The organism is Psychrosphaera haliotis, from assembly GCF_009728465.1.
Classification (GTDB): Bacteria; Pseudomonadota; Gammaproteobacteria; order Enterobacterales; family Alteromonadaceae; genus Psychrosphaera; species Psychrosphaera haliotis.
Window position 1 is genome coordinate 57,796 of sequence record NZ_WOCD01000002.1, and the last position, 25,439, is coordinate 83,234.

A 25,439-nucleotide genomic window follows, 5' to 3' on the forward strand; every position below is an offset into this window, starting at 1 on the left:
CATCCAATGAAATTTAGTGAAAAGTGGTTACGTGAATGGGTGAACCCGAGCATATCAACTAATGAATTAAGCGAACAGCTTTCTATGGCTGGCCTAGAAGTTGATGGTGTTGAGCCCGCAGCAGCAGATTTTACCGGTGTAGTTGTTGGTGAAGTCGTTGAATGTGGTAAGCACCCTGAAGCAGATAAACTTCAGATTACAAAAATAAATGTTGGTACTGCAGGCGATGGCGAACTAATCGATATTGTTTGTGGTGCTAAAAATTGTCGTTTAGGCCTTAAAGTGGCCGTTGCTATGGTAGGCGCGGTTTTACCGGGCGACTTTAAGATCAAGAAAGCTAAATTAAGAGGCCAACCTTCTTTTGGTATGCTTTGTTCTTGGTCTGAATTAGGTATGGCTGACGACAGCGATGGTATCTTAGAGTTGCCAAACGACGCGCCTTTAGGCACGGATGTTAGAGAGTATTTAGATTTAAACGATCAAATTATTGAGATTGATTTAACGCCAAATCGCAGTGATTGCCTTGGAATATTAGGTGTAGCGCGCGAAGTTGGTGTTCTGAACAACGAAGATGTCAAAGCTTTAAACGTTAAAGACGTGCCTATGTCAATTGAAGATAAAGTATCAATTGAATTAGAAGCACCAACATCTTGTCCTCGTTATTTAGGTCGTGTAGTAAAAGGCATTAACGTTAATGCAGCCACGCCATTGTGGATGACTGAAAAGTTACGCAGAAGTGGTATCCGCTCAATTGACCCGGTTGTTGATATTACTAATTTTGTATTATTAGAGCTTGGTCATCCAATGCATGCATTTGATTTATCTAAGATTGACGGCGGAATAAAAGTACGATTAGCCAACACAGATGAAAAGTTAGTATTACTGGATGAGTCTGAAGTTAAGTTAGATGAAAAAACTTTAGTTATTGCTGATCACAATAAGCCGCTAGCAATTGCTGGTGTGTTTGGTGGTTTAAACTCTGGTGTCACAACAGAAACTAAAGATGTTCTTTTAGAAAGCGCATTTTTCTCACCTGTGACAATGGCAGGCGCAGCGCGTCGTTACGGTTTGCATACTGATGCATCTCACCGCTATGAGCGTGGTGTAGACTTTAAACTGCAACGCACTGCAATGGAAAGAGCAACTCAACTATTGTTAGAGATTGCCGGTGGAGAAGCAGGCCCAATTGTTGAAGCGGTAAACAATGATGAGTTACCAAAAGAGCCTGTGGTTTCTTTGCGTCGTGAAAGACTAGACAGAGTACTAGGTCATGTAATTAGTGATGAAGAAGTAACTACTATATTAAGCCGTTTGGGCTTAGATGTTACTTTTGAAACTGGAACGTGGTCAGCCATCTCTCCTAGCTTCAGGTTCGATATCAATATTGAAGAAGACTTAATTGAAGAAGTTGCTCGTGTTTACGGCTATAACAACATACCGAATATTGCGCCAACGGCTTCTTTAAAGATGCCTAGCCATCCTGAAAAGAATATTGAAAAGAATGTATTTTCTTCAACGTTAGTAGACTTAGGTTATCAAGAGGCTATCACTTATAGTTTTGTTGATCCTAAAGTTCAGTCAGCTTTGTTCCCGAATGAATCAGGCTTGGTTTTACCACATCCTATTTCAGCAGATATGTCAGTTATGAGACTGAGCTTATGGTCAGGTTTATTACCGGCTGTTTCTAATAATCAAAAGAGACAACAAAGCCGAGTTCGTTTATTTGAAACGGGCTTAAGGTTCTTACCAGACACTAACTCTGAAATGAATATTCGCCAAGAAGCTATGTTAGCAGGTGTTATCTCAGGCACAGTTAATGGAGAATATTGGGATGGTAACCCAAGAGCAGTTGATTTCTACGATATTAAAGGTGATGTAGAAGCATTGCTGGCCAAAACTGCGTCAGTTGGTAATATCGAATTTTTGCCGATGGCAAGTGGCGATAGAAACTCTGCTGCGTTGCACCCAGGACAATCAGCACAAATTACCAGAGACGGTAATGTGATTGGTTATGTGGGGGCCGTTCATCCACAAATCGAAAAAACTATCGGCTTAAACGGAAAAACTTTTGTTTTTGAACTAATCTTGTCAGAGATTGAAGTTAGAAACTTACCGGACGCAAAGCCAGTTTCTAAGTATCCATCTAATAGAAGAGATATCGCCGTAGTTGTAAAAGAAGCTGTTAATGCTGGCGAAGTCTTAAAAGAAATTAAAAATATTGGCGGAAATCAATTGGTTGACCTAAACTTATTCGATGTGTACCGTGGAGAAGGTATAGAAGATGGCAATAAGAGTTTAGCCATCTCTTTAGTACTACAAGATGTTGAAAAAACATTGGAAGAACAGGATATTAGTACTAAAATTGATCAAGTAGTGAATATGTTAACTGATAAATTTGACGCGACGCTAAGGCAATAAAACTATGGCATTAACCAAAGCAGAAATAGCAGAACAGTTGTTTGAAAAAGTAGGTCTTAATAAGGCCGACTCAAAAGGTTTAGTTGAAGAGTTTTTTGAAAAAATTCGTTCAACCTTAGAAAGTGGCCAACAAGTTAAGCTTTCTGGCTTTGGTAACTTTGAGCTGCGTGAGAAAAAATCACGCCCAGGTAGAAATCCAAAAACGGGCGAAGATATTCCAATCTCTGCTCGTCGAGTTGTTACTTTTAGACCTGGTCAAAAGCTAAAGGCTAGAGTTGAAGTTGGCACTGCTGAACTAGTAAAGCAGGAAAAGTAGACTCAAAATTAAAGTATAAAAAAACCAGCCTATAAGCTGGTTTTTTTATTCTATTAAAACATTATTTATAGAATAAGCTTTAGTAGAAACCTTGTGGTGTACGACTGTCACTATTAAGTGATGCTAAATAGTCTAACCAGAAGTTTGCTGGGTTATATCCGTCGCCTTTTTTAACAACTTTAAATCCCGCTGACTTTGCTTCTGTAACTTTGCTAGCTGGCGCTGCTTTTTTAGCTGATTTTTTTGCCTTTGCTGGCTCTGCCGCTTTTGCCGCTGGAGCTGAACCAGACAATTCTTGAGTCATCTCTTCAATAGCAGCTAGTCGAACGTTTTTACCGCCATCGATGCTGTACCAACCACTCTTTACTTCAACTGATGGCTCTTTTCCATTTTTAGCTACGTAAGCTGCTGTGAAGTCAGACAAGACCTGATCTTTGTCTAGTTTACTCATTATATTTACCTAAATAATTATTTTAAAAAAGATGAAGTTTATTTATACAAACTTTCAAGGTAAATTTCAACTTTACAGAGAAATTAGACTATAAAAGAACGTTTTTCGCCTTAAATGCTCGTCAAAGTGCACAATATAAATAAAAGCGCGTAGAATATTGGAGTATTGTTTTTTTTGGAGAAATTTTATGTCTGTAGAAGTAAACCAATTGATTTCCTATTTAGATGAACTGCTTGATTCTAATAATATAAAAGATTTTTGCCCGAATGGACTTCAAATAGAAGGTTGCTCCAAAATAAATAAAATAGTAACCGGGGTGACCGCTTCGGAAGCATTAATAGATGCTGCAATTGAAAACAAGGCTGATGCAATATTAGTGCATCACGGTTATTTCTGGAAAGGTGAATCTGACCCGATAACAGGCATGAAAAAAAGACGTATTGCAAAGCTACTTAAACATGACATTAATTTAATAGCCTATCATTTGCCAATAGATGTTCATTTTGAATTTGGCAACAATATACAGCTCGCTAAAAAGCTTAGTATTACAAATGTTAAACCATTTCCAGGGATTAAGCCGAAAGGGATAGTAATGCAAGGCGAGTTACCCACAGGTACAACAGCCAACAAGTTAGCTAAACTAATAAAACTGAACTTATTGCGTGAGCCATTAGTTAATGCAGTAAGAGATGAGGATATTAGAACTGTAGCCTGGTGCACAGGGGGCGGTCAAAGTTATATAGATGTGGTCGCAAATGCTGGAATTGACGCCTTCATTACAGGTGAAGCATCAGAACAAACTATTCACAGTTCTCGAGAGCAAAATATCGATTTTTTTGCAGCAGGTCATCATGCTACCGAGCGTTACGGTGTACAACGTTTAGGTGAGCATTTAGAAGAGCAATTTGACCTAGATGTTTCATTTATAGATATTCACAATCCGGTTTAATATGAAGACAACAGACCAAAACTTTGATGATAGAAAAGGCACCTTTAAGAAGAACATATACGGAACTAGTAAAGGCCGAGTTAGAGAGGCTGTATTAACTAGAGACTTAAAACAGTATATTGACTTTAACCTAGGTTCTGGAAAAACACTTTCTGTTCTTGATGTAGGTGGTGGGCAAGGACAACTAGCAATTAAACTCGCAGAACTTGGACACAAAGTGACATTAACAGATATATCAGAGGAAATGTTAACTATAGCCAAACAGGCTGCGCAGGATAAAGGGCTAGAAAATATCAATTTTAAGTGTCTGCCGTTACAAGAGTTATCTCAAAGCCTTAATGAAAAATATGACTTAGTACTTTGCCATGCTGTATTTGAGTGGTTAGAAAAACCAAGAGAAGCGTTTACAATTCTTAATGCCTTATGTAAACCTAGTGGCGCTATTTCTTTTATGTTCTATAACAAAATAGGTCAAACATTGAGTAATCTGGTGTATGGGAATTTTGACTACATAAGAGCGGGTATGAAGGCGAAGAGGGTTGTAAAGTTAAATCCTCAGTCTGCATTAGAACCTGCAGATGTATACCAGTGGGTATCAGAAGAAAAGCTTACCATTGCAATCAAATCTGGTGTTCGAGTGTTCCATGACTACATAAGAGATGTTAATAAATGGGAAAGTGATGTTGATAACATATTAGATATGGAGCTAAAGTATAGTCAGTTAGCCCCATATACTGAAATTGGGCGTTATATGCATCTCATTTTAACTAAGGTATAGGAAATAAAATGAAAATATATGGTTCGTTAACTTCTCCTTACGTTAGGAGACTTCGCATTCTACTGGCGTCTACGCCCTACGATTTTGAGAATACAAATATATTTGGCAGCGACAGGGAAAAGCTTAAAAGCGTGAACCCAACGTTAAAAATACCTATGTTTGAAGACACCGATAATACTAACTTACCGTTATTATTGGATTCAAACTTAGCTTTTGAATATGTACAAGAAGTATTAGACCTTGCACCACTTAATTGGCAAGAAAAGAATGACTTAGCACTAATTAATAGTTGTAACGACTCTCTTGTTAATATGATGATTTTAAAACGATCTGCGGTAGATACAAGCGAAGATAAGCTGTATTTTAATATCCAGAGAGAACGAAGCGAAGCAACGTTTTCTTATTTTGATAGCAAGCTAGGAGAGGGTGGTCTAACTGAATGGAACTATGTAACCATTAGTTTGTTAGTATTAATTGAATGGGCTGGATTTAGGAACTTATATGACTTCTCTAAACAGAAGAACATTCTCGAATTTATAGAACGTAATCAAAGTCAATTAGGTGTTTCAGAAACAAGCCCAGTAGAATAGAGGCATAAAAAAGCTCTTAAACATATTAAGAGCTTTTTACTTATACTAGGTCGTACATTAAGCGTTTACATAATCCATGCGTAGCTCATTTTTAAAAATACACTTCTGGTATTTTTTGTCACTTTACTCAAATCATCATCTTGATAACCGCCATCAGAATAACCTACAAAAAATAACGTTTGTGGATTGACCTTGTACGAAAATAATAACTGTGCAGAAACACTTTTGTAATTTGAATTAAAGTCATCTCTGACTTCTGGTAAGTAGTTTTCAAGTGTTCTTTCAATGTCATAACCTACAACAGATAGTCGTAAAAAACTTCGTATATTAAACTGATAACTTAACCTTAAATCAATTAAGTTAGCAGTATAAATATCATCGCCTTTATACTTCATCTTTGATAGCTTTAACGCTAATTTGGTCTCTAAATGTTTATTGGCGTGCCATGTAATTTTAGGCTCCCAAACAAATACATCACTTAGTCTCGAGTTACTATAGTCGATACCGGTACCTAGTCTTAGATAATTACCTAGCCAAATATGCGAAGTAGGCTTAAACTCCATCCAAGAACTGAATGAGACTTCATCAAACTCTTCGGTATTTCCGTCTATTGCTAACGTTGTTTCATCAATTCGATTGCCGACCTTGGTGCGAGCTGCTATTCCATGACGTAAAAATGATTGCATAGGACCATTAACGTTCAAATACATCTCTGCTTCTTGCTCAATTTTTTCACCACGTTGGTTATGTGTCCAGTCTACATCGCCAGACAACTGAACCCTAGTCCACCAATCTTCATCGTTACCACGCCAAATATGGCCACCACCAATAACTGTCTTTTTATGATCAGTATTATTAAAGAAAGCTAAGTCGGCCCTAAAGCTTTCACCGATATTCATGTGTGTCATATCAAAAAACCAATCACGGTTAGTATGGTTATAGTGGATTCTGTATGCTGTATCGTTGCCGTTAATATTGTCTGCTCTTAACTCTTGCTCTGAGCTGTAGTTACCAGAGTTTTTTATATCATCTATGTAACTTTGAGCTAAATATGTATCTGAAGATAATACTTGTATGTTAACGCGATTATTTTGGTTTGGTTGATAACGGGTATCTAAGCTCGTTAAATAATTGTGATATTCACTATTTTTACGAATGGTTGTTGTTGCGCCCATTTTTAAGTCATCATTTACAGAGTAGCTATATCGTAACGCACCATTTGTTGTTTTTTCATCTACTTCATAAACATTGGAGCCTAAATTACCTGGAAGTAAAAATAGTGATGTTTTGTCATTAGCAACAAAACCACCAAATGAATGATCACCCATTTTACCTGTTACTTTGGCGCCATAGTCAGGGTCTTGTATATTACGAGTATAAATAAGGCTTAGTGGAGTACTAAAGTAATCTTCGTTGGCTAAAAAGAAAGAGCGTTTTTCTGGCGTAAATAAAGCAAATGTATTGTTAACATTTAGTTGTCCTGAATCCGCTTCTACTTGCGAAAAGTCTGGGTTTAGTGTGGCGTTTAAAGTCACATCGGGTGTTATACCCCATTTAAAGTCTAATCCAACATCCGTATTAGATTCATCTTCCCAGTCTTCAATGGTGGTTTGGTTGTTTGTTGTATTAATGTCTCTGGTTTGTGTTTGTCCACTAACTAACGTAGGTACTACCGTTAAGTTATTTCCTTGTTTAGCACCTTTGAACCCTTGCAATGTGGGCATTTGACAAACCCAACAATCCTGACCTTGATCCATTTTTGCATTTGATAATCTTAAACGTTCATCTCTAGGGTAAAACCTAACGAGCTCATAACCCCATTGCTGAATATCGAGGCGGTCATTGAAGTTTAAAATCCTTAGCGGAATTGCAATTTCTACCGTATAACCAAACTCTGTCATTTTTCCAGCAGAATCCCATATACCGTTCCAAGATGAGCTCTCACGGCCTGTAAGTGCGTTTTCTATAGAGTCTGTTTGAGTACCTAAAGGATTAATAAAAAACTGATAGGCTAGGGTATCGTCATTAAAACTATCTATTTTTAGACCGACTAAATCATCATTCCAGTTTTTGTCACGGTCACTCAAAAAAGCGCGAATTTTATGAGGTTCTGGATCATAGGCTTTAAATGCAACATATAGGTTTTCACCGTCTTCCATCATAAAGGCTTCTGTCTGGACAGGAGACGGTATGTTTTCATGTGGAAACGTTACATTATTTACTAAAAACCGACGTGCTTTGGACCATATAGCTTCGTTTATATGCCCATCAATAGTGATGGGTTTATGGATACGTGGAATTTCAGTCGGAGTTACTAAATCCGAAGTGATGTGTTGTAAATCCGTTTGCTCTGCGTTTGCATTAGAAAAAGCAGACGTGCACAGAAAGAGCACTGCTACCTGCGTGGTAATTCCTTTCTTCATTTTGGTCTCAATTTATTATATTTTGTTCTATTAGAGAAAATGACTTCTAACTTATAGTAAAATATTCTACACAAATAATGGAAAGTAGGTTGTAAATTGCGGTGAGCAACAAAACGGCAAAGTTAAGTCGTTTAGGAAAATGTAATTAAGTTAACCGTTTCAACGAGAGCTTTCTTTGTATAAGGTTTTTGAAGAAATTCTGTATTTGTATTTTGATAATCATCATGTTTCAACTTACCGTCTGTGAAACCTGAAGTAAATATGACAGGCAAAGTTGGTACCGACTCTTTGACTTTATTAGCAACATCTTTTCCTGTAAGACCATTGGGTAAAATAATATCAGTGAATAACAGGTCTATCTGCGGGTTCTCTTCAAACAACTCCAGCGCTTCTAAGCCATCTGTTGCCAACAATACGTTAAAGCCAAGTTCATTGAATATGTGGCAGGCCACTTTAGCTACCATTTGGGTGTCTTCAGTTATTAGTACTGTTTTACCTGTGAAATCAGTTACTAAGTCCAGCTCTTTTATTGTTTTTTGCTGTTTGTCCTGATCATTTTCAACAGTGTTACCAGCCGGTAAATAAACGTTAAAGGTTGTACCTTGGTTAATTTTTGACTCTACAGCGATATAACCAGAGCACTGATCTACATAACTATAAATCATACTCAAACCTAAACCTGTGCCTTTTGTTAATGCTTTAGTGCTAAAGAAGGGATCGAATATTTTGTCTATTACTTCAGGTGTCATACCTTTACCCGAGTCTTTAAATTGAATAAGTGTGTAATTACCAGGGTTTAAGTATTGGCTAAGCTTGTCTGCTTCTTTAACTACTTTATCTTTAATAGAGATTGAAAATGAACCTTTGCCTTCCATAGCGTCACGGGCATTTATTGCCATATTCAAAAACATACTTTCCAATTGGGCATGATCTCCAGCCAATTTGCGGTTACTACATTCATCATTAAGAGTAAACTCAAACTGCGCCCCAAGTGCGGTTTTAATAAGGGGGACCACTGAAGTTAAAATATTATCAATTACTACAGTGTTTTTATTAAAAGGTTGCCTTTTAGAAAAAGCTAATAAGCTTCGCGTAAGTGATACGCCTTGTCGAGTAGCATCCGATATAGCGTTTAAATATTCTTGGCTTTTATTTTCGTTTTGGTTTTCTAACTGGCTAGAAAGGATTTCACAATTACCTAATATAATTGTTAATAAGTTATTGAAATCGTGAGCTACTCCACCGGTAACCAAGCCAATTGAGTCCATTTTGTGAGCTCTAAAAGCCAAATCTTCCTGTTCTTTTTGTTTACTAATATCACGTTCAATCGCTACAAAATGGGTAGTCACTCCGCTTTTGTCGATAATAGGCGAGATATCTACTTCATTAAAATAAGCTTGCCCATCTTTTGAATAGTTTGTTAGCAAAACACGCACGGGCTTTGAAGACTGCAATGCATTTTTTAGAACATCTAAGTTTTTTCGTTCGGTTCCTTTACCTTGCAATAAACGTGGGCTTTGGCCAATGATATCTTGGCGGCTATATCCAGTGACACGCTCAAATGCTTCGTTAGCATAAACGACTGTAGGTCCCGGTTGCTCTAGATCTGCGGTTGTAATCAACACCACATCATTGGCTTTGTCTATAGCCGTCCTTAATAGTTTTAATTCATTTCTAGAGGACTTCTCGGAAGTAATATCTTGAAAATAAAAGCTCAATCCTGTTGCGGTAGGGTAGATGCGAATATAGTATTCGTCACCTTTGTACGAGAACTCAAAGTTGTCACTTTTTGTATTATTTAGTGCGTATTTTATATGCGCTAGTATATCCGGCTCCTCGAAGAACCTTGTCGTTTCTTTTAACTTCATTCCAATACAGTTTTGTGGAAGTTGAAGCATGATTTCGGCTCTAAAATTAACGTAATCTACAAACAAATCCTCAGTTACACTAATAAAACCGTCTTCCATGTTTTGTAAAATACCTTCTCTTTTTGCAGCAAGTTGCTCTATCTGATTTTTGAAGTCTTCTAATTTTGAATTATTAACAGAACTAGCATACCAAACTATTTCACCGTTATCGGGGTTCACAATTGGGGTTAGAAAGGTTTCAATATGTTGAATGAGTCCTTTGCCGTCATCAAACCGGTACTCAAAACTAATTGATTGGTTATTTTTGACTGCGCTACGCCACTTAGTTTTAACTCTATCAACGTCGTTTTTTGAAACAAATGAAAGCCAGTTAATTTTAAACGCAGGTAGATTATCGCCAATAAAAGTTTTAAAAGTCTCATTTACAAACAATACGGTTCCATCATTTTTAATAATGACTAGGTAAGTAGGTAGTGAGTTTGCTAATAGTAAAAAGGTTGGGTTAGAGAAATTAAAGTACTCGTTGTTATCAGCTGTACTCACAGTGCTATTTTTATCAGTGTCTTTTGATCTGTTGTCGTTGCTAAAATTTACGCCTACTGTCTTATTAAGCAATAACCCTATAGCTATGCCGGCTAACAACGCTACAAAAAGGCAAAGTGTGGCAATAATAATCATGTAGGAAAGTTCTCATTGTTAATTTTTTATGTTTTAGCTTTTGTTTCATATCTTAGTATAGGTAATTATTTAATTTATAGACTATAAATATTCTATTAGAAACAATGTGATTGAACTTTCGCTTTAGTCACTGTCTGGAATATGGAGTTCATTAAAATATGGTTGTAGTAGGAAATGTTCAGAAAGTAAGAACTGTTCATATTTTGTTAGTGGACGACGTTAATCTTATGTGCCAATTCCTTAATGAAACGTTGAGAGTTATACCTGGTGTTGAGTGCCACACAGCATCTAGAGTAAGCACAGCCGATACATTGTTGCAAAGGTACGATATGGAATTAGCTATAATTGATCTAAATTTGCCTGATGGGTCGGGCCTAGAAATAGTAAAACAAATTCGAAAAGGGGAATGCAAAGGCAGTCATGATATTCCGGTGTTAATTTTTTCTGGAAATACCTATAAAGAGGCGGTAAAGGAATGCTTAATGTTCCAGGTTAGCGACATTATGGCTAAACCTATTGTTGCTCTAGAGTTAAGAAAACGTGTGCAGAATCACCTAAACAAGAAGGCAAACATCAATACCGCCGAACATTTTCAAGAATTAGATAAAAAACTTCGAGAAGCAAATCCTCCTAAAGAGGTTAAAGTTAAATCGTCGGTCGTTAAGAATGAGCCTTCGGAGCAAACTAAAGCTAGAAAACAGTTAGAGAGTGCAGATAGTGAGGCTGTAAACCAATTTATTAAATGGCCATCTGACGCGACTACTGGTTTTCATCAAATAGATAGAAGGTTAAAGGATTTATGCTTCCAACTTAACCATTTTCATTTTTACAGGACGGATAAAGAAACCTATCCAACTGCAAAAGAAGACATCAAACAAATAAGGATGTGTTTGGACGACTTAAACTATGCGATAAAACCTATAAAAGCATCAAATCCCGATCTCGCAATCTGGAAGCCATTTTCAGAACGAATAAAAATGATTTCAGAACTACCCTTTGACAAGTACTCAACCCCTAAACTAGCCCTTCAGGGTAAAGGTCAGTTTAGTAAAAGTTTACGAACTGCGTGGATGGGCATACTTACTAAACCTATTATTCAAAGAAAAAAGTAGCGAAATATGAAAAATACATTTTGTGTTGATGATCTTATTATGAACTTTGAAGGGTTACCAGAAGTGATGTTAATAGACGCTTTAGAATCTTATTGCAGTGAAGCTCAGGTTTATATTACTGAATTACGCAGTGCTGATTTAGAAACGTCTGTTAGACATGCACACAGTGTAAAAACTATGTCAAAAATGGTCGGCGCTCGATTTATGGCAACTATTTGTGAAGAGTTTGAAAAAACAGAGGGTAGTGGCAAAGTAAAAAAAGAACATATTTTGGCGCACTGGCCTGAAGTGAAAATAGAGATTGAAACTTATGTAGCTAGCCTAAAATACTAGCTTTAAATACAGAACATCTACGTTTATAAACGTTGGTTGCGGGAGCCGGATTTGAACCGACGACCTTCGGGTTATGAGCCCGACGAGCTACCAGACTGCTCCATCCCGCGCCAGTAGACTGAATATTTATATTTACTTCGTTCATTCTTAACGAAGGGCTACCAAAAATTGGTTGCGGGAGCCGGATTTGAACCGACGACCTTCGGGTTATGAGCCCGACGAGCTACCAGACTGCTCCATCCCGCGCCAGTAGACTGAATATTTATATTAACTTCGTTCATTCTTAACGAAGGGCTACCAAAAATTTGGTTGCGGGAGCCGGATTTGAACCGACGACCTTCGGGTTATGAGCCCGACGAGCTACCAGACTGCTCCATCCCGCGCCAGTAGACTGAATATTTATATTTACTTCGTTCATTCTTAACGAAGGCTACCAAAAATTGGTTGCGGGAGCCGGATTTGAACCGACGACCTTCGGGTTATGAGCCCGACGAGCTACCAGACTGCTCCATCCCGCGCCAGTAGACTGTATGTTTTTTTAAAGGTCTTTACATACTTAATGACCGAACTTCGGCACAGCGTGCTTCAGCGAGGTGCGTATACTAACGACTTAAAATTTTAATGCAACACCTGAATTAAAAAAACTGTAATAAATAGGTCTTTCGTATAAATTTGCTATAATGTCTGCAAATTTTCTAAGTTTAGTGATTATGCCAAATTTTATAGCTTTAACATCAGCGGGAATAGAGCCGCTATTAGCCGACGAACTAATTGAACTAGGGGCAACAGAAGTTAGCCCAAGATTGCAGTCTGTTCACTTTTCAGCCACCTTTGAAGTCGCCATTAAAATATGCTTCTGGTCGCGCCTAGCGACTCGTGTTTTGAAACATGTAATTGATATTAGTGGTAACACTAAGGAAAAAATATATAACGGTGTTATTGGCTTTGATTGGCACCCATACTTTACTAAAACAGATAGTTTTGCCGTAGAGTTTGTCGGAACTGACAAAAGTATAAGAAATAGTCAATTTGGTGGCCTTATCGTAAAAGATGCTATCGTTGACAATATCCGTGAAGAAACGGGTAAACGCCCTGATATCGACAAATCAGATCCTGATTTAAAAATCCACGCTCGATTATTTAAAGGTCGCTGTAATATCTATGTCGACTTTTCCGGATCATCATTACATCAGCGTGGTTATCGCGTTGAGCAGGGTGCAGCACCTTTAAAAGAGCATTTGGCGGCCGCTATAATCAAACGAAGCGGTTGGGATCAGAGCAGCCCATTTGTCGATCTTTTTGCAGGTTCAGCTACGTTATTAATCGAAGCTGCGATGATGCACATAAGAAGAGCGCCTGGCCTTAATAAGCGAACTTTCCCTTTTGTTAAACACCCTGAGTTTTCGGTAAACAAATACAATGCGTTGCGCCAAGAGGCTATTGATGCAGAAGTACCAGCAACAACACAATTTATTGGTTTTGAAATTTCTAATTATGTAATAGGTAAAGCCGAGTCCAATATTGCTGAAGCTGGTTTGGAAGAAGTAATAAGTATTAATCAACAAGACGCAGCAAATGCAACGGTTAGCAAAAAGCTTAAACCTGGCTGGATTGTTTCAAATCCCCCATATGGTGAGCGTATTGGTGATGCAATTGAATTACTATCTTTGTTTAAACGATTAGGTTTAAACTTCAAAAAGAATTATGAAAACTGGCATGTTTCGTTATTAACGGGCCAAACCTTATTGCTAAAATTATTAAGGTTACAAAAAAGCAAAGAGTTTAAGCTCAAAAACGGACAAATAGAAACCGTTTTAGCAAACTATCAATTAACACCTCAACAATGTGAACTATCAGAAAGCGCACAAAACGGTGAATATTATTTATCTAAAGATGGTCAAGCGTTTTCTAAGCGTGTAGATAAAAACCTAAAACGTTTAAAGAAGTGGGCTAAAAAAGAAGACATTTCTTGTTATCGAGTTTATGACGCCGACATACCGGAGTATAACGTTGCGGTAGATTATTATGATGGTCGCGTTGTAGTTTACGAATACCAAGCTCCAAAAACTATAAAAGAAAGTGTTGCGGAAATTCGCCTTTTAGATGTTCTTAGTATTCTTCAGCAAAAATTTGATTTAAATGCTGAAAACTTTTCTATTAAAGTGAGAAAGGCACAGAAAGGTAAAAAGCAGTACGAAAAAGAAGATAGCAAATATCATCGTTTTTCAGTTGAAGAGTTTGGTGCTCAGTTTTATGTCAACATACACGATTATTTAGATACGGGTCTGTTTTTAGATCATCGCTCAACTCGAAAAGAGTTTGCATCGTGGTGTAAAGGCAAAGACGTTCTTAACCTGTTCTGTTACACCGGTAGTGTATCTGTGCATGCTGCACTCAACGGCGCAAACCGCGTAACAAGTGTCGATATGTCAAACACCTATATTGACTGGGCAAAAGACAACTTTAGTTTAAATAAAATCTCTGAGAAAGGTCATTATTTCCAACGGGCTGATTGCTTAGATTGGTTGGCAAAGTCTCGTGATAAATTTGATTTGGTGTTTTTAGATCCACCATCGTTCTCTAATTCTAAAAAGATGGACAGAACTTGGGATGTGCAGAGAGACCATGTTGAGATATTAGAACTTGTAAAAAGTAGGTTAAATCCAAATGGTACTATTTTGTTTTCAAATAACTTACGAAAGTTTAAGTTAGAAGTTGAACAGATAGAAGCGTTAGGGTTTGAGATTATTGATATTAAAGATAAGACATTACCAGAAGACTTTAAACGCAATCAAAATATCCACCATTGCTGGAAATTAATTTTAAAAGAAAATGGCTAGCCTCAATCTTTTATCAACGCAGGGCTGTCACTTGTGCAGCCTTGCTATTAAACTCCTCAATGATTCAGGTACTACCTTTTCAATCATAGATATCGTATTCGATGATCAACTGGTCAAACACTATGGTGACAAAATACCTGTATTAATTGCCGAAGATGCGGAACAAGCGTTATTTTGGCCTTTCGATATACAACAAATAGAGCAATATAAAGAGCATTATGGAATTAGTTAGACTTAGCAACGCACAGCTGGCATTTGGCAGTAATCCAATTCTTAATCACGTGGATTTTCAAATTAACGCTGGCGAACGAGTTTGTATCGTTGGACGAAATGGCGCAGGTAAATCTTCGCTGCTCAAGGTAATAAGCGGAGATCAGTCATTAGACGACGGTAAATTGCAGTTTGTTAATGACGCAACCGTAGCGAGATTAGAGCAAGATCCGCCAAGAGGCCAACACGGTACTGTTTTAGAATTTGTGAGTGCGGGTCTGCAACATATAAAAGATCTAATGGATGAATTTGACGATATTGCGATGAAAATTGCGGATGACGTTTCTTTGATGTCTCGAATGGAAAAGTTACAACAACAAATTGATCAACATGAAGGCTGGACGTTAGATTTAAGAATTTCTCAAACGCTAACAAAGTTGGGTTTAAATCCTGAACAAGACATCAACAAATTGTCGGGTGGTTGGCTACGTAAACTTGCCTTAGCTCGTGCATTGGTTAAACAACCAAATATTCTTTTGTTAGATGAGCCAACGAACCACTTAGATATAGACGCAATAGCTTGGTTAGAGTCTTTCCTAAAAGAGTTTAAGGGTGCCATCGTCTTTATTTCGCACGACAGGGCGTTTATTAGAGCAATGGCGACTCGTATTATCGACTTAGATAGAGGTAATGCATTAAGTATTGTTGGTACTTATGAGTATTATTTAGAAGAAAAACAAAGATTATTAGAAGTAGAAGAGCAGCAAAATGCGTTATTTGATAAAAAATTAGCGCAAGAAGAGGTTTGGATTCGCCAAGGCATTAAAGCCAGAAGAACACGAAATGAAGGTCGAGTTAGAGCTTTAAAAGACCTCAGGGTACAGCGCAACGACAGAATTGACGCACCTACCACTGCAAATATGTCGATTCAACAAGGTGAAAAAAGTGCCAAGAAAGTATTTGAAGCTAAAGATATTAGTTATTCGATTCCGGGTAAAACACTGATTAATGATTTTTCTTGTTTGGTAATGAGAGGCGATAGGGTCGCACTTGTCGGGCCAAATGGTGTTGGTAAGTCGACGCTAATCAAATTATTGCTTGGTGACATACAACCAGAACAAGGTGTTATTCATATTGGTGAAAACCTAAATGTAGCTTACTTTGACCAGCATCGCTTAGCACTTGATATTGAAAAGACGGTCCAAGATAATGTTGCCGATGGTAAACAAGAGATTGATTTTAATGGTTCAAGCCGTCATGTTCTTGGCTATCTTCAAGATTTCTTATTTCCGCCAGCACGTTCAAGAACGCCCGTTAAAGCCTTGTCAGGTGGCGAAAAGAACCGTCTTCTTTTAGCAAAGCTATTTGTTAAGCCTTCAAATGTTTTAATACTTGATGAACCAACAAACGACTTAGATGTGGAAACGCTAGAGCTTTTAGAGGAATTAGTGGCAAACTACCAAGGTACCGTATTACTAGTAAGCCATGATAGAGAATTTATTGATAATACCGCTACGACTATTTGGGCTTTCGAGGGTGAGGGTTACATAAACAAAGTATTTGGTGGGTATGCAGATTATAGAGATTACTTAACTCGTATTGCCTCTACGGATAAAACAAAAAACTCTGATGCTGAAAAAAAATCTCAACCTAGTATAGTGAGAAAAGAGACGAAAGTTTCAGCAAAGAAAAAGCTTTCATACAATGAGACTCGCGAGTTAGAATCATTGCCGAAGATTTTAGAAAATTTAGAACAAGAATTAGAAGTAGCTCAAGCAGTAGTGAATGACCCAGACTTTTTTACAAGTGATAGTGAACAAACTCAAAAAGCATTGAACCAATTGGCAAAACTTGAGTCGAAGATGGAAATTGCCTTCGCCCGCTGGGAAGAGCTAGAAGAAAAACAACAGAATTAATAGGTAGTATTTATTTTGAACATGGTGAAATTTTCCAAAACTGCAATTGTTATCGCGTCCTTATTAGGAAGCTCGTCTGTAATCGCAGCTAAGTACAAAGTTATTGAATTATCAGTTACGCCAGACCACCGACAGTCTTTTGGTGTAGCAAATAATGATGCAGGTGAAGTTTTAACTTTAGGACGTGACAGTATTAATTATCCGTTCTACTTCAATGACGCACTAAAAAGTTCGACATTGGGTTTGATAACGGCCTGCGATATTTCTGATGAAGAGCTTGATACAGAACAATTAGATGCTGAATCAGCTGATTGTTTAAAAATACAATTAGGTGCCAATAGTATTTATACGTTCAGTGCTAGTTTCCAAAAGGTTGGAGATGAAAAAACTGGCTATTATGGCAGTGTTAGTGACAACGGTATTCTAAATTTAGTTGATATTGTAGCCGACGAAACGGGTGAGTTAACTAGAAGTAACATAGAAAGATTAAGCGCTATTAATAACCTTAGTGTTGCGGTAGGAAGTGTGTCAGCCCCTTATAAATCTGATTCTTATACATACGAATCTGGTGATAGTACTGTTACCTCAGACTTTTTTACTCGGGATTATAGCCTGCGAGCTGTCGTTTCTAGTAACGGCGAGACTTCATTAATCGAGCCTACGTATAGTGTGTTTGGTGGTGAAACAAGTGGCAATGACATTTCAGACACTGGTTATGTAGCTGGTTATGACTCAGTAGGAATTTACGGCACTCTTGAAACACAAATTAATGATGAGTGTAGTGAGCAATCGATACCTGAAAATATTTGCGCATGGTCACTTCAGGAACAGTCTAGCGACTCTATCTATGAACGTCGAGCAACAGTATGGAAGTTAGGTTCAGATAATCAAGTTGCAGAGAAACAAGTATATGAATTGGCGTTCACACCTTCAGATTTCCAAGTTAAGAACTTTAAGACAGTAGCAACCGCTGTTAATGATAGTGGTTTAGCAGTAGGGTATGGTGAATATACTGAGTCTGAAACCGCGTTGGCGACATTTATTTTTGATTATCCGTTAGTATTTTCCAACGGAGAAACAAAAAATATATTACAAGATAATGATGATTATGATTCTGGTTATGCAGTAGATGTTAATAACTCGAATTTGGCCGTAGGTAAAGTAAGAGACATACTGAATGGTGTTTTTAATGACTCCATGTTTATTTACGACATTGATAAAGAAGAGTTGATTACACCAACGCTTTTTTATAAAGGTAGTGAAACGACGGCTAATTCAATTAATGAAAATGGAATGATCGTAGGTAATGGAGAATATGAAATAACTAACGCGACTAATCGTCGTAAACATGGTTACCTATATGACTTTAATACAGATACCTTCAATGACTTAAATGATTTGATATCTTGTGATTCAGAATTTGAAGTAGTAGATGCCGTTGATATTAATAATAACAATGAAATTGTTGCTACAGCTTTAAAAACAGTAAAAACCTTAGATGCTCTTGGAAATGAAATACTTGATGAGGACGGTAACGTTGAAATGTCACAGGTTCCTGTCGCCGTATTGTTAGAACCTGTAGCCGGCGGAGAGGTTGATTCGTGTAACGTTGAAGAAACTAACTATGAACGAAAAGGCTTTTCAAATAGTATTTGGATGATTTCATTCCTAACCATATTTGCAGTTATTAGAAGACGTTTTTTATAACTCTTTAATCTAAACTCCAAGCCCATGTATCCCATGGGCTTTTTTATATATTACAGTTTTGTGGCAAATTAACTGTTGATCATATTTCCGTAATTTACTATTCATATACATAAGCCTTAAACGAATATCAATAGACACTCGTTTAAGGTTTCTATAACAATAAACAAAATATAGAGGTTATGCCTATGAAAAGACAAAAACGTGATCGCTTAGACAGAGCTCATTCGCAAGGTTATAAAGCAGGTATTACAGGACGCTCAAAAGAAGCTTGTCCATATCAATCTCAAGAATCAAAATCTCAGTGGCTTGGAGGGTATCGAGAAGCCTTAGGTGACAAAAACTACGGTTTGTTTAAATAGTTATTAGTAGCCACAAAAAAAGCTCGTTACGACGAGCTTTTTTATTATCCTGTTTTCTAAATCTAAATCTAAATCTAGAACGAAGACGTGTCGGTGAATAGTCCTACTTTTAAATCTTTTGCTTCGTATATAACTTTTCCATCTACAGAAACGGTACCGTCGGCAAGACCCATAAATAATTTTCTTTTTATAACGCGCTTTAAGTCTATTTTGTAAGTTACCTTTTTTGCGGTAGGAAGAATTTGACCAGTAAATTTAACTTCGCCCACACCTAGTGCTCTTCCAAGTCCAGGGCCGCCAGACCAGCCTAAGAAAAAGCCTACCAGTTGCCACATCGCATCTAAGCCTAAACAACCTGGCATGACTGGGTCGCCTTTAAAATGGCAATCAAAAAACCACAAGTCAGGTGTTATATCAAGTTCAGCTAAAATTTGTCCTTTGCCATGCTCTCCACCGTCTTCTGTTATAGAGACGATCCTGTCCATCATCAACATATTGTCTGAAGGTAATCTGCTATTGCCTGGTCCGAACAAGTCACCATTACCACATGCAATTAAATCGTTTTTATCGTAGCTGTTTTTCTGTACCATATTGTTTTTACTTATATCCACCTGAGTAATCGAAATGCTAATTTAGCGTACACTTGTACGCTAAACAACTCTGAGCAGTGAAATAAATAATGTTTCTACAACTAGGTAAATGAAATGCCACTTACAAACGCTGAAAAACAAAAGCGCTATAGAGATAAAAAGGCGCAAGATGGAAAAAAAGAAGCAAGAGGTTACTTGACGGAGCAAGCTCAAGAATGTCTAGAAGATATACGACACCAGACTGGTTGGGACGACAGTACGATATTGTCAAACGCGCTTAGGTTGACTTATGCTGCACAGAAATGTGGGCAGGTTAAAATTTTAAATAATTGGCTTTTGAAAAACGAAAAGTAAATTAAATATCAATTAAAATGCAAAAAGAGTAGTTTAAGAAATTAGCATCTTAAAGGAAGGCTTTATTAATAGCTTTAAAAATAGTGGGCTATTTGATCAAAGGTGTTTTTTTACGAGTTTCATTACTAGCGTTAATGGTAACTAAGTTGTTATATCGATCATATTCAACCCAAAAACTAGATATTAGTAATTCTACTTGCTCCTGACTGGCCTCTATGTTTTTCCAGTCTAAGTAGTATTTAGCTAGGTTTTCGTGACGTGAGTCGTTTATTTTTGTGTTTTCAGGGTACAACTTTATGGCACTTGCCTCGATATGAAGGCTGAATTCACCAGTGGCTTCACCTTGTTGCTTTAGTCTGAAAAGAGAATTAAAAACAAAAAAGTGCGTATGGAAAAGTGTCAGAGTTTTAGCCAAAGACTTTGAGGAAAACAATTGATATGGCTCAGCCTGAAGCGCTTTAATAAGATCATATTCAGACGTCACGCCTTTTGAAATTATCTCAAAGATAGAAGCGTCTAAACACTCTAAAGTAGACGCATCTATTTGATAATCCTTGTTGGTACTAAGCTTCATATTCCAAAGGGTCTGTTAGACCATTTTTATCAAACGCTTCCAAACGTTCCTGACAGGCACCGCAGGTACCACATGCTTTTTCTCTGCCATTGTAGCAAGTCCAAGTTTGTGAATAGTCTAAGCCCATTCCTATACCGTCGGCTAAAATTTCAATTTTGTCGTTATTGATGTAAGGCACAGCAATATCAACAGGTTCGTAATTAGCGATGGCCGCCACGTTTTGCATTTTCTCAACAAATTCTGGTCTACAATCAGGGTAAATTGCATGATCACCAGAATGGGCGCCGTAATAGACTTTTGTAGCCTCAAGGCTGACTGCGTAACCAATCGCAAGAGAAAGTAAAATCATGTTCCTATTTGGCACAACGGTTTGTTTCATGCTGTCAGACTCATAGTGTCCATCTGGTACGTCTATATCATCTGTCAACGATGAGCCTGCGATAATTGAGTTTATGGCGCTAATGTCCACAATTTTGTGTTGAATATTCAATTGTTCACAAGCTCTTTTTGCGTATTGAACCTCTTTTACATGGCGTTGACCATAGTCAAAAGTAAGTGCATAAACGTCAAAACCATCTTTTATAGCTTTGTTTAAAACGGTATATGAATCCATACCACCAGAAAAGATAACGACGACTTTTTCAGTCATAAAAAATCCTAATTAGAACCAAACAATTATTGGTTAAGTTTTGTTATAATGCTTAATAATTCAATTTTAAAGCATTCCACGCAAAATCAAAAGGTCGTATCCCTAAACTATAGGATATGCTCGCGTGTTTTATTAGGTTTCCTATGACAACGTATAATATAAATGAGTTTTTTGAAACGATTCAAGGTGAAGGCCAATACACAGGCACGGCTTCGATCTTTATTAGATTACAAGGTTGCCCAGTTGGATGTTCATGGTGTGATACTAAACATACATGGCCTATTAATGAAGGCGTTGGTATTCAGCTGAAGGACGTTTTAGCAAAAACAGATGAAACTGAGGAGTGGGCCGCAGCTAACGCCGAGGAATTACTGTCATTTATTAAAAACGAAGGTTATAGAGCTAAGCATGTTGTTATTACTGGTGGCGAACCCGCTATGTATGACCTTAATCCGTTATGTAATGTTTTACATGAAAATGGCTATTCTACACAGATAGAGACGAGTGGCACATTTGAAATAAAAGTACCGGAAAAAACATGGGTAACGGTTTCGCCAAAAATAAACATGGCCGGAGGCTATAAAGTATTAGAAAGTTGTATGGCTAGGGCAAATGAGATTAAGCACCCGATAGCTAGACAAAAGCATGTAGAAGAACTGGAAGAGCTTATTGCGGTGGCACCAATTTCTGACGATGCTCTGATTTACTTGCAACCTATCAGTCAAAAGACATCAGCAACAAAACTGGCAATAGAAACCTGCAAAGATAAAAATTGGCGTTTATCAGTGCAGGTTCATAAATATATAGGAATTAGTTAAGCCTAGTTCCTAACTGTTGCTGCTTTCATCTCAGTAACAAACTTGCCTAACTTTTCTAGCAAACTGTTTTGATCATGCAGGTTCTGCTCAATTATATTAACAATTGCAGAGCCTGAAATAGCGCCTGATGCACCTGCGGATATTGCTTGCTCTACTTGTGTAGGTGAGGATATCCCAAAGCCAAGTACAGGTGGTGCAGCTCGATACTCAAGCAGTTTATTTATCATAACCTCTGGAGGCATATTGGCTTTTGTTTCTGCTCCAGTTACTCCCGCTCTACTCAATAAGTAAGTATAACCTCTAGAATAAGACGCAACGGCACGCAGAGTCTCGTCTGTAACATGAGGTGGTACAATAAACACAGGTTCAATGCCTGCTTGTTTTGCAGCATTTCTAAATGGCTGGCTTTCTCGAACTGGCACATCTGCCACTAGTACAGAGTCAACTCCAGAATTAGCACAATCTTGATAAAAAGTTGGTAAACCCTTTGCCATTATTAGATTACTATAAAGCAGCAAGCCGATAGGTGTATCCGGAAACTCTTGTCGAATGCGCGCAATAACGTCTAAACAATCTTGAGTTGTGACGTCACTTTCAAGCGCTCTAATATTAGCTTGTTGAATAGTTGGTCCATCAGCGATTGGGTCTGAAAACGGCAAGCCAAGCTCCAGAGCATCAGCGCCGGATAGTATAAGTTGACGAATAATTGCATAACTTCTATCTAAACTAGGATCACCAATAGTTACAAAAGGTATAAATGCACCTGCATTTTCCGTTTTTAAGCGTTGAAACATCTGATCATAACGGCTCATTATTTACTCTCCGTGTTCTGTTTGTTTTGTTCCGATAATACCGCATGTACGTGGGCTAAATCTTTATCCCCACGACCAGAAAGGTTAACCAATAATACTTGTTCTTTTTCTGGAGACTCTTTGGCTAGTTTTAGTGCATACGCTAAAGCATGAGAAGACTCTACGGCTGGTATAATACCTTCTTTTTTAGCCAGAACTTGGAACGCGTCAAGCGCTTCATCATCATTAATAGCTACGTAATCAGCTCGACCGATAGCTTTTAAATGCGCATGTTGAGGGCCAACAGCAGGATAATCTAAACCAGCAGAAATAGAGTAAGACTCTTCTATTTGGCCATCAGGGTTTTGCATTATATGGGTATAGGCACCGTGCAAAATACCAGTAGAGTCAATCCCCTTATCTATTACGGCTAACGCGGCACCGTGAAGGCCGCTATCAAGGCCTTTACCACCAGGCTCGACCCCAACTAGTTTAACGGCTTCTTCTTTAATAAAGTCATTAAACATACCAATTGCGTTTGATCCACCACCAACACAAGCAAGTACCATGTCAGGTAGCTTTCCTTCAGCTGCTAAAATTTGTTGTTTAGATTCTTCTCCAATCATTTTTTGGAAGTCTCTAACAATCGTTGGGAAAGGATGAGGACCTGCAGCTGTACCTAGTAAATAATGGCTTTCTTCATAAGTTGAAGCCCAATCTCTCATAGCTTCATTTACTGCGTCTTTTAAGGTACCCGAGCCTGATGTAACTGGAATGACTTCTGCGCCCATCAACTTCATTCTAAAAACATTCGGCTGTTGGCGATCAATATCTTTAGCGCCCATATAAATACGAGCTTCTAATCCTAGCAGTGCACATGCAAGAGCCGTTGCTACGCCATGCTGTCCAGCACCCGTTTCCGCAATGACACGAGTTTTACCCATTCGTTTAGTTAGCAGTGCTTGTCCTAACACTTGGTTAGTTTTGTGCGCGCCACCATGTAATAAATCTTCTCGTTTAAGATATATCTTGGTTTTTGTGCCTTCAGTAAGGTTACGACATAAGGTTAATGGAGTAGGGCGACCTGCATAGTCCTTCAGTAAAGCATTAAACTCGCTATGAAAAGCGTCGTCATCCATAGCTGCAATATAAGCTTGCTCTAATTGTTCTAAGGCCGGAACAAACAGTTTCTGGCACGAACATACCGCCAAAGTCACCAAAATAGGCAGGTAATGTTTTTTTATTCTGATTCATGTTGGTCCTTAAGAGACGCTGTACGACTCATGATTTTATTAAATATGTTGTTTAACTTTTCGGTGGATTTAACGCCAGGTGAACTTTCTACCCCAGAGTTTAAATCTAAACCTATGACTGGTTGCGAAAGAGCGGAATCTAAATTCGAAATACTAATACCGCCAGCAAGCATGATTTTTGGTCCATCAAACTTTGAAAATAGCGGAGCTAACTTGCTCCATTCAAATGTTTGCCCTGTACCGCCAAGTTCGCCATCTACGCTCTTTGCGTCTAACACAATTCTGTCCACATTAGGCCAATTAAGTGGCAAGTCTTCACTAGCACCAATTGAACAAGCCTTCCAAATTTCACAATTAGTACCCAAGGCTCGAACCTGTTTTATGTAGTCTTCAGACTCGTTTCCATGTAGTTGCACAGCAAATAGTGGCAATTCATTTATTAAATCTCGAACAAACTCGATACTTTGATTTTGAACAACCGCGACATACTTAGTTCTAATAGCATTGTTTGAGGCCCTAACGTCATCAACGATTTGCTTCGCTTTTGATAGTCCAAGTTTCCGCTTACTTTGTTCCGCAAAAATTAATCCTGTGAACTCTGCACCTGCTTGTACCGCGCCAATAACGTGCTCTGACGTCGTTAACCCACACACTTTGTGTTCACCACAAGTTAATTTTGAACAGGCTTTATCTAGGTCCTTCTCCGCCATTAACGAACTGCCTACTAAAAAGCCGTCAACTAGCGTTGAAAGCTGAGCCACTTGCTGATGTGTATAAATTCCAGACTCTGAAATTAATAACGTATTTGCTTGGCGCTCGCTATCGGTGCCTAATAGAAACTGTTCTGTTAATACAATAGTTTGATTTAAATCTGTACTTAGGTCTCTCAGGTTACGATTATTAATGCCAACAATATTCGCGTTAAGATTTATTGCCCTGTCCATTTCTTCAGCGTTTGAAACTTCAGTTAAAATGTCCATTTCCAAAGAAAGAGCTAAATCTGCCAAGCTGCGGTATTCTTCATCATTAAGCACAGATAGCATCAGTAATATTGCATCTGCACCATATAAACGAGCTAAATAAACTTGGTACTCATCAACAAAAAAGTCTTTACAAAGTATCGGTTGTTGCATCAATTCGCGGACTTTTGGTAAACGTTCAAAGTCACCTTGAAAGTACTTTTCATCTGTTAAAACAGATACGCAGCTAGCATAATTTCTATATGCACTGCATATCTCCTCAAGGTCAAAATCTTCTCGGATTAGGCCCTTAGAAGGGCTTGCTTTTTTAACTTCTAGAATGAAACCACGATTATTCTTTGTTTTGTCTTGTTTTATGGCGCTATAAAAATTTCGTGTCGAAGGCTCTAAGCCATCTTTGAAAGCAAAGAGTGGCATTGTGTTTTTTCTGCCAACGAGCTCGTCGCGTTTATCTAAAACTATTTTCTCTAATACATTCATGC

Annotated in this window: 22 protein-coding genes, 4 tRNA genes and 1 pseudogene; 14 read left to right on the forward strand and 13 right to left on the reverse strand. The window is 37.9% G+C overall.

Features of this window, described 5'->3' with window-relative positions; translation table 11 throughout:
• The first annotated feature begins 6 nt into the window (after positions 1–6).
• Together pheT and GNP35_RS03890 are read left to right on the forward strand one after the other, a co-directional pair.
• Complete coding sequence (gene pheT, locus GNP35_RS03885) at positions 7–2,418, forward strand: phenylalanine--tRNA ligase subunit beta (protein ID WP_155694713.1); 2,412 nt, start codon at positions 7–9, stop codon at positions 2,416–2,418.
• Between the two features lie 4 nt (positions 2,419–2,422).
• Positions 2,423–2,734 (forward strand): integration host factor subunit alpha, encoded by a 312-nt coding sequence (locus tag GNP35_RS03890; RefSeq protein ID WP_155694715.1) that lies wholly within the window; start codon positions 2,423–2,425, stop codon positions 2,732–2,734.
• A gap of 79 nt (positions 2,735–2,813) precedes the next feature.
• Here the strand turns inward: GNP35_RS03890 and GNP35_RS03895 are convergent, their stop codons facing one another.
• A complete protein-coding gene (locus GNP35_RS03895) occupies positions 2,814–3,185 on the reverse strand; it encodes a hypothetical protein (protein ID WP_155694717.1) in 372 nt (123 codons plus the stop codon).
• 187 nt (positions 3,186–3,372) lie between these two features.
• Here GNP35_RS03895 and GNP35_RS03900 point away from each other — a divergent pair, with 187 nt between their 5' ends.
• From GNP35_RS03900 to GNP35_RS03910, 3 genes are read left to right on the forward strand one after another with little or no spacing between them, the layout of a single operon-like run.
• Positions 3,373–4,134, forward strand: coding sequence for a Nif3-like dinuclear metal center hexameric protein (locus GNP35_RS03900; protein WP_155694719.1), 762 nt, complete (start codon positions 3,373–3,375; stop codon positions 4,132–4,134).
• Between the two features lies 1 nt (position 4,135).
• The gene (locus GNP35_RS03905) at positions 4,136–4,912 is read left to right on the forward strand and encodes a methyltransferase domain-containing protein (RefSeq protein ID WP_155694721.1); all 777 of its coding nucleotides are present in this window, start codon (positions 4,136–4,138) and stop codon (positions 4,910–4,912) included.
• An 8-nt stretch (positions 4,913–4,920) separates the two neighbouring features.
• Positions 4,921–5,502, forward strand: coding sequence for a glutathione S-transferase N-terminal domain-containing protein (locus GNP35_RS03910; RefSeq protein ID WP_155694723.1), 582 nt, complete (start codon positions 4,921–4,923; stop codon positions 5,500–5,502).
• A 65-nt stretch (positions 5,503–5,567) separates the two neighbouring features.
• Here GNP35_RS03910 and GNP35_RS03915 read toward each other — a convergent pair whose 3' ends face one another.
• Positions 5,568–7,925 (reverse strand): carbohydrate binding family 9 domain-containing protein, encoded by a 2,358-nt coding sequence (locus GNP35_RS03915; protein ID WP_155694725.1) that lies wholly within the window; start codon positions 7,923–7,925, stop codon positions 5,568–5,570.
• Positions 7,926–8,056: 131 nt separating this feature from the next.
• Positions 8,057–10,471 (reverse strand): PAS domain-containing protein, encoded by a 2,415-nt coding sequence (locus GNP35_RS03920; RefSeq protein ID WP_155694727.1) that lies wholly within the window; start codon positions 10,469–10,471, stop codon positions 8,057–8,059.
• A 158-nt stretch (positions 10,472–10,629) separates the two neighbouring features.
• Between GNP35_RS03920 and GNP35_RS03925 the strand changes: the two genes are divergently transcribed.
• Both GNP35_RS03925 and GNP35_RS03930 read left to right on the forward strand, forming a co-directional pair.
• Positions 10,630–11,583: a response regulator gene (locus GNP35_RS03925; protein WP_155694729.1), complete on the forward strand. Its 954-nt coding sequence runs from the start codon at positions 10,630–10,632 to the stop codon at positions 11,581–11,583.
• Positions 11,584–11,589: 6 nt separating this feature from the next.
• Complete coding sequence (locus GNP35_RS03930; protein ID WP_155694731.1) at positions 11,590–11,916, forward strand: Hpt domain-containing protein; 327 nt, start codon at positions 11,590–11,592, stop codon at positions 11,914–11,916.
• A 33-nt stretch (positions 11,917–11,949) separates the two neighbouring features.
• Here GNP35_RS03930 and GNP35_RS03935 read toward each other — a convergent pair.
• The 4 genes from GNP35_RS03935 to GNP35_RS03950 form a co-directional block, all read right to left on the reverse strand.
• Positions 11,950–12,026 (reverse strand) — tRNA-Met (locus GNP35_RS03935).
• Positions 12,027–12,085: 59 nt separating this feature from the next.
• Positions 12,086–12,162, reverse strand: a tRNA-Met gene (locus tag GNP35_RS03940).
• Positions 12,163–12,222: 60 nt separating this feature from the next.
• A tRNA-Met gene (locus GNP35_RS03945) sits at positions 12,223–12,299 on the reverse strand.
• Positions 12,300–12,357: 58 nt separating this feature from the next.
• Positions 12,358–12,434, reverse strand: a tRNA-Met gene (locus GNP35_RS03950).
• 192 nt (positions 12,435–12,626) lie between these two features.
• On the opposite strand from GNP35_RS03950, the gene rlmKL reads away from it, so the two are divergent.
• From rlmKL to rmf, 5 genes are all read left to right on the forward strand, one after another.
• Positions 12,627–14,756, forward strand: a complete 2,130-nt coding sequence (gene rlmKL / locus GNP35_RS03955) for a bifunctional 23S rRNA (guanine(2069)-N(7))-methyltransferase RlmK/23S rRNA (guanine(2445)-N(2))-methyltransferase RlmL (protein ID WP_196492421.1) — start codon at positions 12,627–12,629, stop codon at positions 14,754–14,756.
• A complete protein-coding gene (locus GNP35_RS03960) occupies positions 14,749–14,988 on the forward strand; it encodes a glutaredoxin family protein (RefSeq protein ID WP_155694735.1) in 240 nt (79 codons plus the stop codon). The genes rlmKL and GNP35_RS03960 overlap by 8 nt, the downstream gene beginning before the upstream one ends.
• Positions 14,975–16,882, forward strand: a complete 1,908-nt coding sequence (gene uup, locus GNP35_RS03965) for an ATP-binding cassette ATPase Uup (RefSeq protein WP_155694736.1) — start codon at positions 14,975–14,977, stop codon at positions 16,880–16,882. Before GNP35_RS03960 ends, uup begins: the two co-directional genes overlap by 14 nt.
• 21 nt (positions 16,883–16,903) lie before the next feature.
• Positions 16,904–18,589 (forward strand): DUF3466 family protein, encoded by a 1,686-nt coding sequence (locus GNP35_RS03970; protein WP_230961304.1) that lies wholly within the window; start codon positions 16,904–16,906, stop codon positions 18,587–18,589.
• Positions 18,590–18,774: 185 nt separating this feature from the next.
• Positions 18,775–18,948 (forward strand): ribosome modulation factor, encoded by a 174-nt coding sequence (rmf, locus tag GNP35_RS03975; protein WP_155694740.1) that lies wholly within the window; start codon positions 18,775–18,777, stop codon positions 18,946–18,948.
• Between the two features lie 74 nt (positions 18,949–19,022).
• Here the strand turns inward: rmf and fabA are convergent, their stop codons facing one another.
• On the reverse strand, positions 19,023–19,538 hold the full coding sequence (fabA, locus tag GNP35_RS03980) for a bifunctional 3-hydroxydecanoyl-ACP dehydratase/trans-2-decenoyl-ACP isomerase (protein ID WP_155694742.1): 516 nt from the start codon (positions 19,536–19,538) through the stop codon (positions 19,023–19,025).
• A 114-nt stretch (positions 19,539–19,652) separates the two neighbouring features.
• Here fabA and GNP35_RS03985 point away from each other — a divergent pair, with 114 nt between their 5' ends.
• Positions 19,653–19,892, forward strand: coding sequence for a hypothetical protein (locus GNP35_RS03985; RefSeq protein WP_155694743.1), 240 nt, complete (start codon positions 19,653–19,655; stop codon positions 19,890–19,892).
• An 88-nt stretch (positions 19,893–19,980) separates the two neighbouring features.
• On the opposite strand, the gene GNP35_RS03990 is transcribed toward GNP35_RS03985, so the two are convergent.
• Both GNP35_RS03990 and queC read right to left on the reverse strand, forming a co-directional pair.
• Complete coding sequence (locus GNP35_RS03990) at positions 19,981–20,466, reverse strand: DNA-J related domain-containing protein (protein ID WP_155694745.1); 486 nt, start codon at positions 20,464–20,466, stop codon at positions 19,981–19,983.
• The gene (gene queC / locus GNP35_RS03995; protein ID WP_155694747.1) at positions 20,456–21,115 is read right to left on the reverse strand and encodes a 7-cyano-7-deazaguanine synthase QueC; all 660 of its coding nucleotides are present in this window, start codon (positions 21,113–21,115) and stop codon (positions 20,456–20,458) included. The genes GNP35_RS03990 and queC overlap by 11 nt, the downstream gene beginning before the upstream one ends.
• A 143-nt stretch (positions 21,116–21,258) precedes the next feature.
• Between queC and queE the strand changes: the two genes are divergently transcribed.
• Entirely contained in the window at positions 21,259–21,933 is a 675-nt protein-coding gene (gene queE, locus GNP35_RS04000) for a 7-carboxy-7-deazaguanine synthase QueE (RefSeq protein ID WP_155694749.1), read from the forward strand.
• A gap of 2 nt (positions 21,934–21,935) precedes the next feature.
• Here queE and trpA read toward each other — a convergent pair whose 3' ends face one another.
• From trpA to trpCF, 3 genes and pseudogenes are all read right to left on the reverse strand, one after another.
• Positions 21,936–22,745 carry a tryptophan synthase subunit alpha gene (gene trpA, locus GNP35_RS04005; protein ID WP_155694751.1) on the reverse strand — a complete coding sequence of 270 codons (810 nt, stop codon included), beginning with the start codon at positions 22,743–22,745 and terminating at the stop codon, positions 21,936–21,938.
• A pseudogene (gene trpB, locus GNP35_RS04010) lies at positions 22,745–23,978 on the reverse strand (tryptophan synthase subunit beta). Before trpB ends, trpA begins: the two are co-directional and overlap by 1 nt.
• Positions 23,965–25,437, reverse strand: coding sequence for a bifunctional indole-3-glycerol-phosphate synthase TrpC/phosphoribosylanthranilate isomerase TrpF (trpCF, locus tag GNP35_RS04015; protein ID WP_155694753.1), 1,473 nt, complete (start codon positions 25,435–25,437; stop codon positions 23,965–23,967). The pseudogene trpB and the gene trpCF overlap by 14 nt, the downstream one beginning before the upstream one ends.
• Positions 25,438–25,439 lie beyond the last annotated feature (2 nt).